The 12,904-nt window shown below is 72.0% G+C and carries 9 protein-coding genes and 2 pseudogenes; 7 read left to right on the top strand and 4 right to left on the bottom strand.

Annotated features, from left to right (window positions below):
* Together ACWCQS_RS12740 and ACWCQS_RS12735 are read right to left on the bottom strand one after the other, a co-directional pair.
* Nucleotides 1-912, bottom strand: a complete 912-nt coding sequence (locus tag ACWCQS_RS12740) for an urea amidolyase associated protein UAAP1 (protein WP_451004444.1) — start codon at nucleotides 910-912, stop codon at nucleotides 1-3.
* A 62-nt stretch (nucleotides 913-974) separates the two neighbouring features.
* Complete coding sequence (locus tag ACWCQS_RS12735; protein ID WP_451004443.1) at nucleotides 975-2,579, bottom strand: amino acid permease; 1,605 nt, start codon at nucleotides 2,577-2,579, stop codon at nucleotides 975-977.
* Nucleotides 2,580-3,340: 761 nt separating this feature from the next.
* Between ACWCQS_RS12735 and ACWCQS_RS12730 the strand changes: the two are divergent.
* The 7 genes and pseudogenes from ACWCQS_RS12730 to ACWCQS_RS12700 all read left to right on the top strand — a co-directional run.
* Nucleotides 3,341-4,214 (top strand): annotated as a pseudogene (locus ACWCQS_RS12730) (ATP-binding SpoIIE family protein phosphatase); the annotation flags it as partial.
* A 180-nt stretch (nucleotides 4,215-4,394) separates the two neighbouring features.
* The gene (locus ACWCQS_RS12725; RefSeq protein ID WP_451004442.1) at nucleotides 4,395-5,576 is read left to right on the top strand and encodes an NAD(P)/FAD-dependent oxidoreductase; all 1,182 of its coding nucleotides are present in this window, start codon (nucleotides 4,395-4,397) and stop codon (nucleotides 5,574-5,576) included.
* A 92-nt stretch (nucleotides 5,577-5,668) separates the two neighbouring features.
* Nucleotides 5,669-7,051: an L-serine ammonia-lyase gene (locus tag ACWCQS_RS12720; protein WP_451004441.1), complete on the top strand. Its 1,383-nt coding sequence runs from the start codon at nucleotides 5,669-5,671 to the stop codon at nucleotides 7,049-7,051.
* A 22-nt stretch (nucleotides 7,052-7,073) separates the two neighbouring features.
* Nucleotides 7,074-8,391: pseudogene (gene mshA / locus ACWCQS_RS12715) on the top strand (D-inositol-3-phosphate glycosyltransferase).
* 95 nt (nucleotides 8,392-8,486) lie between these two features.
* Nucleotides 8,487-9,002 (top strand): DUF2231 domain-containing protein, encoded by a 516-nt coding sequence (locus ACWCQS_RS12710; RefSeq protein ID WP_451004440.1) that lies wholly within the window; start codon nucleotides 8,487-8,489, stop codon nucleotides 9,000-9,002.
* Nucleotides 9,003-9,135: 133 nt separating this feature from the next.
* On the top strand, nucleotides 9,136-9,591 hold the full coding sequence (locus ACWCQS_RS12705; protein WP_451004439.1) for a Crp/Fnr family transcriptional regulator: 456 nt from the start codon (nucleotides 9,136-9,138) through the stop codon (nucleotides 9,589-9,591).
* Nucleotides 9,592-9,615: 24 nt separating this feature from the next.
* A complete protein-coding gene (locus ACWCQS_RS12700; protein WP_451004438.1) occupies nucleotides 9,616-10,269 on the top strand; it encodes a CBS domain-containing protein in 654 nt (217 codons plus the stop codon).
* Nucleotides 10,270-10,336: 67 nt separating this feature from the next.
* Here ACWCQS_RS12700 and ACWCQS_RS12695 read toward each other — a convergent pair whose 3' ends face one another.
* Nucleotides 10,337-11,038 carry a CBS domain-containing protein gene (locus ACWCQS_RS12695; RefSeq protein WP_451004437.1) on the bottom strand — a complete coding sequence of 234 codons (702 nt, stop codon included), beginning with the start codon at nucleotides 11,036-11,038 and terminating at the stop codon, nucleotides 10,337-10,339.
* A gap of 147 nt (nucleotides 11,039-11,185) precedes the next feature.
* Nucleotides 11,186-12,904: a sensor histidine kinase gene (locus ACWCQS_RS12690; protein WP_451004436.1), complete on the bottom strand. Its 1,719-nt coding sequence runs from the start codon at nucleotides 12,902-12,904 to the stop codon at nucleotides 11,186-11,188.

Here is a 12,904-nt window from a genome sequence, read left to right as displayed (position 1 = left end):
TCACAACCCCCGGGCTTCGCAGTAGTCGACGGTGTTGAGGTACGCCCGGTGCAGTTCCGGAGTCGCCGTGAACCGCGGCTCGTCCCGGCCGGTCGGGGCACCGCGCCAGGCGTGCACCCGCAGTGGGCCGACCACATAGCCGGGACGAGGGTCGAGCGGATGGGCGACATTGGCGACCAGCACCAACAGGGGCATCTCCGCGACGAGTTCGACATGCGTGCCCGCCCCCGCGCTGCCCTGCCAGGCCAGGGTGCCGTCCGCTTCGACGCGCACGCCCTGGAAGAAGGACAGGCTGGGTGGCAGGTCGCGCCGGCTCAGACCGTGCTTGGCGGCCGCTTTGAGGAAGAGCCCCCGGCCGGACGGCGACGGCCCCTCGGGGCGGGCGTCACCGTACTTGCTCTCGTTCCAGGCGTCGGTGGTGGTGCCGCAGAAGGCGTCGTGCCGACCGGAGGAGTCGGCGCTGACCACCGCCAGGATCCGGCCGTCGCCGGAGAGCAGCGGGTGGTCCTGGCCCGGATAGGCCTGCCAGGGCACCTTCTGGGTGTCGGCGACGTTGAGCCGCTCCACCGGCTCCAGGGCGTTGAAGAGCAGCAGGTGGGCGCAGGCGTCACCGCTCGGGTCGTCGAAGCGCAGCCGCGTACCGCGGGCGAGGACCTTGTGCGTGTAGCCGCCGGGTGCCACCGTCTCCGCCCACACCAGGGCGGCCGCGTTCACCCCCGGCGGGCAGTACGGGCTGTCCGACGCCGGAAGGTACGGCATCCACGCGCCGGCCTGCCCGCCCTGGGCGCGGGCGTCGTCGCGGGCGCTTCGGACGCTGTCGGTCAGGTGCAGATCACGGGTGCGGGCGGGAGCCTGCCCGGTCGGGTAGCGGCCGTGCTGCGCTACGGCCGTCGAGCTCTCGGTGGTGGTCATGGATGTCCCGTCGTCCCTTCGTCGGTACGCCATCGGTGCGTCCGCTCGTGTCACACGGGCCCTCAGGCGGGCTCGGCGACGGCCTGCGCGTTCAGGGTCGGCTCGGTGTGCGTGTGCGGTACGTGCCTCAGCTCGATATGGCGGTGCAGCCGACGGGCGAGGAAGTAGCCGGCGCCGGCGGCGAGGCTGAGCCCGATGAACAGCGGGGCGCTCCACCGCAGCCACCACGTGCCGCCGGTGAGGTCGTAGATCTCCGCACGGGGCCAGATCAGATTGACCGTCATGCCGGCCTGGTAGAGCACGGCGAGCGTGTTGACCGCCACTCCCCATCGGCCCAGCGCGAACAGGGGCCGGCCGGTCTCGTCGACGCCCGTCGGCAGCCCGCCGCTGCCCCGCTGCCGGATCCGGGTGACCAGCAGCGGCACCGTCACGCCCAGATAGGCCAGGTACAGCAGGGCGATGCAGAGGCTGGACAGGGCGGTGAAGATCGCCGACTGGCGGATGTTGACCACGAGCGCGATCGCGGCGCCGACGCCCACCACGATCGACGTGGTGATCGGCGTACCGGTGCGGGCCGATACCTTGCCGAGGTGCCGGTGGAAGGGCAGGGCGCCTTCGCGGGCCATGGAGTACATCATCCGCGCCCCGGAGGTCTGCACGGCCAGGGTGCAGGCGAATACCGCGACCGCCACGCAACACAGCAGCAGGCGGCCCAGAACCCCGCCGAGCCGGTCGGTGAGCACCCAGGACAGACCACCGGCTGCCAGTTTTCCGTCGGTCAGACTTCGCGCCGCCATCAGCCCCGACAGGATCAGCAACGCGCCGCCGACACCCGAGGTGATCAGGGCCCGCAGGATGGTCCGGGGAGTGGTCCGGCGCGGGCTGTGGGTCTCCTCCGCCAGCTCGCCCGCCGAGTCGAAGCCGACCATCACGTACGCCGCCATCAGTGAGGACGCGAGGAAGGCCCCGAAGTAGCCGCCGTGACCGGCCCAGCCGGTGGGGTGGGCCACCACCTGCGGACCCCGTTCGGGCAGGAAGAACAGGATCAGCACCAGTGCGAGCACGCCGATGATCTCGACCGTGACGCCGAAGCTGGTGGCGGCGGCCATCTGGCGGATGCCCAGGATGTTCACCACCGTGGTGATGACCAGCAGGACGCATCCCAGCAGGACCGCGTTCTGTGCGCCGGTCGGTGAGCCGACCGACGGATCGGCGCCCGGACCGCCGACGATCTGGAACCCGGACCAGATGCCCGGCAGCACCGCCTGTGCCGCGATCGCGGCCGCCGCGACCGTGAGTATCTGCCCGATGATCATGATCCAGCCGACGAACCAGCCCGTCGTGGTGCCGGCCAGCCGGCTCGACCACTGGTAGATCGCCCCGGATATGGGCCAGCGCGCGGCCAGTTCGGCGAAACACAGTGCGACGAGCAGTTGGCCCGCGAAGACCAGCGGCCAGGTCCAGAAGAACGCGGCGCCGCCGAGACCGAAGCCCAGCCCGAACAGCTGAAAGACGGTGGTGAGGATCGACACGAAGGAGAACCCCGCGGCGAATGACGCGAAGCTGCCTACGCCGCGGCGGAGTTCCTGCTGGTAGCCGAAGAGGGCGTGGCCGGTCGTGCCACCGCCGCCAGGGTTCTGCACAAGGGGGAGTTCGGGCCGGCTCATCGCCGCACCTCCGATCGGTCGACAGATACCTGTCGCTTGATAGGTATTGCGATCGTCGGCCGGACCGGTCTCACACCCGAGTCCGGGGCGTTAACTTCGTGTGTCGGCGGGCCTGCCTCGGAGATGACTGCGTGCCAGCACTCTGCGGTGTCCCCACGTCGGACCCTCCCGCGCGAGACGCGGGATCGGCTCCCGCGTCTCCTCCGATCTCGGCGGCCGACCGGGGCTCTTGTGTGTGGGGGCACTTGCCGGCGATCAGCTCTCGGTGCCGGCGCAGCAGCGTCGCCGGGGGTGACGAAGAGGCTGCTCCAGCTCTGTCTGGGCAGCGGACGTGACAGGGCCGCCGGCAGGGCCCGGTCCGCCGGTTCCAACCTCGGTTCACCGAGCAGGCGTTGGAGCACAGCGAGCTGCTGTCGCAGCCCAGCAGTTCGACGTCCCTGGCCGCGTTGCCCGGCAGCCGCAGGCCCGCCGGCTCCAGCGACCCGCGCGTCAGCGGACAGATCCATGACCACCGCATGGATCTCGATCACGCCCCGGTCCATCACCGTCCCGCAGAGAAACGTCCTGATCAGGGGCCCGAACTCGGGTTTTCACGCGGGACAGGCACGCTAGGCTGGCCGGATGCGGCTGGGTCCCGGCCATTGCCGTTCGGGGCCTTGCTCCTGAGTGCGGCGCGGGCGAGCCGCCGGTTGTCCGTCCCCTGGCACGGCCGCATGATGGGGACGAAGGCAGCCTCTGCCGGCACCCGCAGGCCTTCGTCGCATTTGTCGGCGTCTGTCCGGAACGCCGACTCGTATGGCCACGAGGTCAGTGCAGGGGTGCGGTGCTTGCCGGAATGCCCCGACGAACTCCTGAGCCATCTGGGCGAACTGGTCGCACAGATCGACGAGACCGAGACCGCCGAGGACCAGGGCGCCGGCATCACCGGTGCCACCTGCCTGTTCGCGATCTACGATCGCGTCTCCGGCCGCTGCTGCATCGCCCCGGCCGGTCATCCGGGACCCGCCCTCGTCAGCCCGGACGGCACGGTCACGTTCCCCGACGTTCCCGTCGCACCGCCGCTCGGCCTCTGTGCCGGTCTCCCCGTCGAGACCGCCGAACTGCACGTGGCCGAGGGCACCCGGCTCGCTCTCTACACCGACGGACTCGTCGAGAACCGCGACCGCGACCTCGACACCGGCCTCCGGCTCCTCGCCGGCGCGCTGGCCGGACCCGACCGGACACCGGAAGGGGACTGCCAGGCCGTGCTCGACGCGCTGCTGCCCGACCGTCCCAGCGACGACATCGCCCTCCTGGTCGCCCGCACCCGGCTCACGGATCCGGATCGCGTCGCCGACTGGGACGTACCCGCCGATCCCGCCGCCATCGCTCCCCTGCGCGCCGCCTGCGCTCGCCGCCTGGAGTCCTGGGGGCTGGACGAGATCTCCTACTCTGACATGCGCCGCGCGGCCACCCCCGACGAGGGCGGCCGAGGGCTGTTCCTCGTGGCCCAGTTCGCCCGCCGCTGGGGGGGTCCGGTACGCCGCTCGCGGCAAGGTCATCTGGTGTGAACAGGCACTGGAAACCGCCGGGGGCGGGCCTGAGGAAGCCATGGGCGACGCCCTGCTGGACCAGTGGGACGACTCTGCCCTCTGAACCGGGCCCTCGCCCGTTTTGGGCAGGCCGCACTGTTGCGCATTGCGCAATTTTCTTCGCCATGGGCGACCGGTGTGTCCCGTCCCCTTGACAGTGCCCCGAAGCCGCAGAAAGCATGTTGCGTATAGCGATTGCCGTTGTGTCATCCGAGACGCTTGGCACTTTCCTCGGGGAGCCCGCATGAGGAGCATCACCGTCGTCGGCGCGTCGCTGGCAGGCCTGAGCACGGTCCGCGCGCTGCGCGCACAGGGCTACGACGGCGAGATCGTCGTCGTCGGGGAGGAGCGGCACGCCCCCTACGACCGCCCGCCGCTGTCCAAGGACTTCCTCAAGGGCGACCTCGACGCCGACGCGCTCGCGCTCGGCGACGCGGACGAATACGAGGACCTCGATGTGCAGTGGCTGCTCGGCGAGCGCGCGGTGCGACTCGACCCCGCCGCCCGGACCGTCACTCTGGCCGGAGGGCGGGATGTGCGCACCGAAGGCGTCGTCATCGCCACCGGCGCCGCTCCCCGGACGCTCCCCGGCGCGGACGGACTGGGCGGCGTCCACACGCTGCGCACCCTGGACGACGCCCAGGCCCTGCGCACCGAGTTGCTGAACGGCCTGCCCCGCGTCGTCGTCATCGGCGCCGGCTTCATCGGCGCCGAGGTGGCCTCCACCGCCCACCGGCTCGGGCTCCACGTCACCGTCGTCGAGGCGCTGAACGTGCCGCTGGAACGCCAACTGGGCCGCGAGATGGGGCTGGTGTGCTCCTCGCTCCACAGCGACCACGGGGTCGGCCTGCTGTGCGGAACCGGTGTCGCTGGACTCACCGGCAACGGCCGGGTGACCGGCGTCCGGCTGACGGACGGGCGCGTGCTGCCCGCCGACATCGTCGTGGTCGGGGTGGGCGTACGGCCCGCCACCGACTGGCTCGCCGGCTGCGGCGTCCAGGTGGACGACGGCGTGGTGTGCGACGCCGGCTGCGCCACCGGCGTCCCGGGCGTGGTCGCCGTCGGAGACGTCGCCCGCTGCCCCAACCCGTTCACGGGGCGGCACGCCCGCATCGAGCACTGGAGCAACGCCACGGAGCAGGCCACTACCGCCGCCCGCACGCTGCTCTCCGGCGTGTCGGCCCCCGCCCCGGTCACCGCGCCGTACTTCTGGTCCGACCAGTACCAGGTGCGCATCCAGCTCGCCGGCCACGTCGCTCCCGGCGCAGAGCCCCAGGTCGTCGACGGCGACCTGGACAGCCGTTCCTTCACCGCCGTCTACCGGCGCGAGGACACGCCGGTCGCGGTGCTCTCCCTGAACCAGCCGAAACTGTTCAACCGGCTCCGCCGCACCCTCGCCCCCGCCGCCGTGCCCGCCACCTCATGAGTTCCGTGGGCCGACTTCCCAACCCATGACCCCGCCCCCAGGGGCGTACCAGGACATGCCCGGCACGCTCCGCCCACCCCACGGAGTATGGCGTGGCAATCAGCGTCTTCGACCTGTTCTCCATCGGCATCGGCCCGTCCAGCTCGCACACCGTCGGCCCGATGCGCGCCGCCGCGATGTTCGCCGCCCGGCTGAAGAAGGACGGCGTACTGGCCCAGACCGCCGCGGTGCGCGCGGAGCTGTTCGGCTCCCTCGGTGCCACCGGCCACGGCCACGGCACCCCCAAGGCCGTCCTGCTCGGCCTGGAGGGCAACGAACCGCACACGGTCGACGTCACCCAGGCCGAGCAGGACGTGGAGCGGATCCGCAGCACCGGGCGCATCCGCCTTCTCGGTGCCGAGATCGGCACCGCCCACGAGATCGACTTCGACGCCTCGACCCAGCTGATCCTGCACCGCCGGCGCGCGCTGCCGTACCACGCCAACGGAATGACCCTCTTCGCGTACGACGCCGACGGTCTCCCGCTGCTGGAGAAGACGTACTACTCGGTCGGCGGCGGCTTCGTGGTCGACGAGGACGCCGTAGGGGCCGACCGGATCAAGCCCGACGACACCGACTTGGCCCACCCGTTCCGCACCGGCGACGAACTGCTGCGACTCGCCCGCGAGACCGGCCTGTCCATCTCCGCGCTGATGCTGGAGAACGAGAAGGCCTGGCGCACCGAGGACGAGATCCGCGCGGAACTGCTGGAGATCTGGCGGGTCATGGCCGCCTGCGTCTCCCGCGGCCTGTCCCGCGAGGGCATCCTCCCCGGCGGTCTGAAGGTCCGCCGCCGGGCCGCCGCCGCGGCCCGGGCGCTGCGCAGCGAGGGAGACCCGGCGAGCCGGGCGATGGAGTGGGTGACGCTCTACGCCATGGCGGTGAACGAGGAGAACGCCGCCGGCGGCCGGGTCGTGACCGCCCCCACGAACGGCGCGGCCGGCATCATCCCGGCGGTCCTGCACTACTACATCAACTTCGTCCCCGGCGCCGACGAGGACGGCATCGTCCGCTTCCTCCTCGCCGCGGGCGCGATCGGCATGCTCTTCAAGGAGAACGCCTCCATCTCCGGCGCCGAGGTCGGCTGCCAGGGCGAGGTCGGCTCCGCCTGCTCGATGGCGGCGGGCGGCCTCGCCGAGGTGCTGGGCGGCAGCCCGGAACAAGTGGAGAACGCCGCCGAGATCGGCATGGAGCACAACCTCGGCCTGACCTGCGACCCGGTCGGCGGCCTGGTGCAGATCCCGTGCATCGAGCGCAACGGCATGGCCGCGGTCAAGGCCGTGACCGCCGCCCGGATGGCCATGCGTGGCGACGGCCGCCACCACGTCTCCCTCGACAAGGTCATCAAGACCATGAAGGAGACCGGCGCCGACATGAAGGTCAAGTACAAGGAGACCGCCCGCGGCGGACTCGCCGTCAACGTCATCGAGTGCTGAGGTGGTCACCGGGCGAGGAAGCGTGCTGCGCAGGCGCCCCCCGAGGCCGCGGTCGTCCGGCGCGCACAGCCGACCCCGGCGCATCGCGATGCTCAGCGTGCACACTTCACCGCTGCACCAGCCGGGCACCGGCGACGCCGGCGGAATGAACGTCTACGTCGTCGAACTCGCCAAGCGCCTCGCCGCCATCGGCATCGAGGTGGAGATCTTCACGCGGGCCACCTCCGCCGCACTCCCGCCCAGCGTCGAACTGGCACCAGGAGTCCTGGTACGACACGTGACCGCCGGACCCTATGAAGGTCTGGCCAAGGAGGACCTTCCCGCGCAGCTCTGCGCCTTCACCCACGGCATGACGCAGGCCTGGGCCGACCACCGCCCCGGTCACTACGACCTGCTGCACTCGCACTACTGGCTCTCCGGTCACGTCGGCCGCCTGGCCGCCGAACGCTGGGGCGTCCCGCTGGTGCACGCCATGCACACCATGGCCAAGGTCAAGAACGCCTCCCTCGCCGCGGGAGACACCCCCGAGCCCGCGAACCGGGTGACCGGCGAGACACAAGTCGTACGGGCGGCTGACCGGTTGATAGCGAACACCGAGAGGGAGGCGGCGGAACTCCTGCGTCATTACGACGCCGACGCCGACCGGGTCGCCGTCGTCCACCCGGGGGTCGACCTGGAGCGGTTCCGGCCCGACACGTCCGGCATCGCGGCCGGCCGGGCCGCCGCCCGCGCCCGCCTCGGCCTTCCGCAGGACGCCCTGATCCCGCTCTTCGCCGGCCGCATACAGCCGCTGAAGGCGCCCGACATCCTGCTGCGCTCGGTGGCCGGACTGCTCGCGGACCGGCCGTGGCTCCGCGAGCGCATCACGGTCCCCGTGGTGGGCGGGCCGAGCGGCAGCGGTCGGGCCAAGCCGGAAGGACTGCAGAAGCTGGCGGCCGGGCTCGGCATCTCCGACGTCGTCCTGTTCCGCCCGCCGGTCGGCCAGGACCAGCTCGCCGACTGGTACCGGGCGGCGTCCGTTCTGGTCATGCCGTCCTACAGCGAGTCCTTCGGCCTCGTCGCCATCGAGGCACAGGCCTGCGGCACACCGGTGATCGCCGCCGAGGTGGGCGGGTCTTCCGGTGGCGGTGAGAAACGGCGTGAGCGGCGTTCTCGTACGAGGGCACGATCCGGTGGACTACGCGCGGGCGCTGTGCGCCTTCGCCGACGACCCGGCACTCTCCGCCCGGATGGGCGCGGGCGCGGCCCGGCATGCCCGTCGCTTCGGCTGGGACACGGCCGCGGCGACGACGGCAGACGTGTACGCGGCGGCACTGCACACGCACCGCCTCCACAGGTGACTCAAGCGACTCAAGTGGCTCAACTGACTGAGAGCTGGCTGAGAGGTGGCTGTGGCAGGCTGGCGCGCGCCCGCACCCCGCTCAGGAGCCCCTCGATGACTCTGATCAACGGTCTGCCCGCCCATGTCCTCTTCGTGCACGTGGTCGTCGTGCTGATACCCCTCACCGCGCTGGCCCTCGTCACGGCCGCGCTCTGGCCGCGCGCCGCCCGGCGGCTGGGCGTCCTGCTCCCGGTCCTCGCCTTCGTGGCCCTGGTCAGCGTGCCGTTGACCACGCAGGCCGGCGAGTGGCTGGAACGGCACGTGGACGACGACGCCCTGGTACGCCGGCACACCGAGCTGGGCGACGGACTGCTGCCGTGGGCCCTGGGCCTCTTCGTGCTGGCGGCGGCCGTGTGGTGGGCGGGGCGGCGTGCTTCCGCGGAGCCCGGACGGGGCAGCGGCACGCGCTGGTCCGCCCTTCCGGTACGGATCGTCGTCGGCGTGCTCTCGCTGGCCGTCGCGGTGGGAGCGGTCGTGGACGTCTACCGGATCGGCGACTCCGGAGCGAAGGCCGCCTGGCACGACGCCTACTCGAAGACGGCGACGGGGTCGAAGGACTCCGGCGACTGATCCGGCGCACACCCGCTCGGCGCGGACGTCCGGCTCGGGGCCGAAGGACCCCAGGCCCGGCCCGAGTGGCCCGTGGCGCCCTCGACCGGACGCGACCACGCTGGAAGCAGAGGCCACGAAGGGAGCCGGTGCGATGACCACCACCACCATGAGCGCGGCTCTGGAACCCGTCCACCGCGAACGGCTGATGCGCCTGCCGCACGAGGTCACCTTCGAGGCCGGGTCCCGCCTGTTCGAGGAGGGCCGGCGCGCCGACCGGTTCTGGATCGTGCGTACCGGCACCGTCGCCCTCGACCTGCATGTACCGGGCCGCCGGCCCGCCCTCATCGAGACCCTCGGACCGGGCGAACTGGTCGGCTGGTCCTGGCACTTCCCGCCGTACCTGTGGCACCTGGGCGCCGAGGCCCTGAGCCCGGTGCGCGCCTGGGAGTTCGACGCCGGGGCCGTGCGGGCGGTCTGCGCCGAAGAGCCCGAGTTCGGCCGGGCGGTCGCCGTCTGGGTGGGGCGGGTGGTCGCCCAACGGCTGCATGCCTCCCGGGTCCGGCTGCTCGACCTCTACGCCCCTTATGGCAGCGGTGATCCGACGTGACCCCGGTCCGGTGAGGAGAGCGCCATGGACAGCAGCCCGCACCGGGTGAGCGATGTGATGACGCGAGCCGTCGTCGCCGTGGGCCGCAAGGCTCCGTTCAAGGACATCGTCGAGCGCATGGACCAGTGGCGGGTCAGTGCCCTGCCGGTGCTGGAGGGCGACGGCCGGGTGGTCGGCGTGGTGTCCGAGGCGGATCTGCTGCTCAAGGAGGAGTTCCGGAACAGCGATCCGGACCGGTTCACACAGCTGCGCCGGCTGTCGGACCTCGCCAAGGCGGGGGCCGTGTGCGCCGACGAGGTGATGAGCACCCCGGCCGTCACCGTGCACGCCGACGCCACGCTGGCCGAGGCCGCACGCATCATGGCGCTGCGGCATGTCAAGCGGCTGCCCGTCGTGAACGCGGAGGGCGTGCTGGAAGGTGTGGTCAGCCGAGGGGACCTGCTGAAAGTGTTCCTGCGGCCGGACAACGACCTGGCCGACGAGATCCGGCGCGATGTCGTCGACCCGCTCTTCCCGGCCCCGGTCGAGCCGGTCCACGTCATGGTCACCGAAGGCGTCGTGACCCTGACCGGGCGGGTGCAGGACGGCGCGCGGATTCCGCTCGCCGCACGCCTGACGCACGGCGTGGAGGGGGTCGTGGGCGTGGACTGCAGGCTCACCGCGGCCGGTGCCGACTGAGGAATGCGGCCGTCCGTGTCAGCGTCGCCGTCTTCTGTGGCGCGTGTGGCGCGGCCGGCGCCGTCCGTCAGGGCGTGCGCACCCTGTCGGTCTCGGGGAGGTCGGGGTCGAGGTTCGGACGGCGAGGCGGTCCGGCCAGTGCGCAGTGCACGTCCACCACGCCCGCCACGGCCCGTGCGAGCCGCGCCGCGACCGGGATCAGGGCCGTTTCACGGACCCGGCCGGCCAGCGTGACGACACCGTCACGCACCTCCACCCGGACGGTGGCGGCGCGCGGGCCGAAGAGGCGTACGACGACCTCGCGCCCGACCTCCTCGGCGATCTCCTCGTCGTCCCGCAGAAACACCTTCAGCAGGTCGGAGCGGCTGACGATGCCACGCAGGGTGCCGTCGCGGCCGACGACCGGCAGCCGCTTGACCCTGGTGCGCGCCATGAGGCGCGCGGCGTGGGCGAGCGTCGCGTCGGCCGCCACGGTGACGGCCGGGGCGGTCATCAGATCGCCCGCGGTCACGGCGTCCGCCTTACGGACCTCGGCGGGGTACCGAACCTCCCCGTACCGGCCGATGTCACCGCCCCGGTACTCCTCCTTGGCCAGCAGATCGCCCTCGGAGACGACGCCGACGACACGGCCGGCGTCGTCCAGCACCGGCAGGGCGCTGACCTGCCACTCCCGCATGACCTTCACGATGTCCTTGAAGGCCGCCCCCGTACGCAGGGCGACGACCCGGGGCGTCATCACGTCGGCCACGAGGACCGGAGTGCCGTTCATGGCGCGTCCTCCAGAGGGGTGGATGCCGTCGCGGACACCTTCAGACTGCGGCGGCGGATCCGTTCGCGGCATGGGCCGAGTGGTCCCGATCCCAGGCCCCGTCGGCCCCGCGCGCTCCGCGGCGAGGGAACCGAGGAGTGGCGCGGCCTACTCGGCGGGCAGCGGGACGTGCCAGTCGAGTGCGGTGCCGCCTTCCTCGGGGCTGGTCACGTCGAGCCGTCCGCCGAGGTTCTCCGCCCGTTCGGCCATGTTGAGCAGCCCACTGCGCCGGCCACCGGAGGGGATGCCCACGCCGTTGTCCGAGACCCTCAGACGCACCTCGCGGCCGTCGGTCGCCAGTGCCACCTGGGCCCGGTCGGCGTGGGCGTGCCGGGCGATGTTGGTGAGGGCCTCGGTCAGCACGGCCACGACGTGGTCGGCGGTCTCGGGCGGCACATCGGTGTCGACCAGGCCTTCCATGCGCACGCTGGGGGCGAAGCCCAGGACGGGGGCCGCCTCGCCGACCGCGCGGACGACCCTCGCCCGCAGCCCGCTGTCGGCGGTGCCCGTACGGGCCCGCAGCCCGAAGATCGTCGACCTGATGATCTTGATGGTTTCGTCGAGGTCGTCCACGGCCCGCAGTACCCGTTCGGAGGCCTCGGGGTGTTCGATGAAACGGCCCGCGCTCTGCAGGGTCATCCCGGTGGCGAACAGCCGCTGGATGGCGAGGTCGTGCAGGTCCCGGGCGATGCGGTCGCGGTCCTCCAGCAGCGCGATCTGCTGGGCGTCCTGCCTGCGGTCGGCCAGCTCCATCGCGATCGCGGCCTGGGCGGCGAACCCCTGCAGCAACTCGGTCTCCTTCTGCAGGAAGACCGGCCGGCCGGTTTCGCGGGCCACCAGCACCACGCCACGTACCCCGCGCTCACCCGTGCCGATCGGGACGGCCACGGCGGGGCCGAGCCCCTCGAAGCGCGGCGGCTCGGGGGTGATCCGTGCATCGTGGATGACATCGCCGCTGGTGACCGGGGCGGTCGCGGTGTACGCCAGCCCCATGAGGCTCGAGTCCATGGGCAGCACCAGTCCCCGGTGCGCCTCCGCGTCCACTCCGACGGCGATCTCCACGGTGAGCGACTTCGTGCCCTCCATGGGCATGGCGACAGCCGCCAGGGCCGAGCCCGAGATCTCCCGGGCACGCTCGGCGATCAGCCCCAGCGACTCGGCCCGGTCGGTGCCGGACATCAGGCTGTGGCCGATCTCCGCGTTCGCCCGCTGCCATCGCTCGCGCAGCCGGGCGTCCTCGTACAGGCGCGCGTTGTCGATGGCCACCCCGGCGGCCACGGCCAGCGTGGACAGCACCGACTCGTCCTCCTCGTCGAACTCCACGCCGCCGCGCTTCTCGGTCAGGTAGAGGTTTCCGAAGACCTGGTCGCGGACCCGGATCGGGACACCGAGGAAGCTCTTCATCGGCGGATGGCCCGGCGGAAAGCCGTACGAGGCGTGGTGCCGGGAGATCTCCGGGATCCGCAGCGAATGCGGGTGCCGGATCAGCTCGCCCAGGATGCCGTGCCCCTCCGGAAAGGGGCCGATCGCGGCGATCTGGTCCTCGGTGACGCCCACCGTGTGGAAGGCGGACAACCTGGTGCCGTCGGGTCCGATGACGCCGAGGGCGGCGTACTCGGCGTCCACGAGCGCCGCGGCCGCCTCCACGATGGAGTACAGGACCTGCTCCACGTCCAGTTCCCGGCCGACGGAGAGGACGGCCTCCAGCAGACTGTGCACCCGGTTCTGCGTGCCACGCGCCGCGTTGATCCGGGCCTGCAGCTCCTCGAGCAGCTCGTCGAGCTTCAGCTGCGGCAGTCTGACGCGGGGCTCCTCCGAACCGTCCAC

This window comes from Streptomyces sp. NPDC002076 (assembly GCF_053593835.1).
Note: the sequence above shows the minus strand (reverse complement) of the source record. Positions and strands in the feature narration are given on the sequence as shown.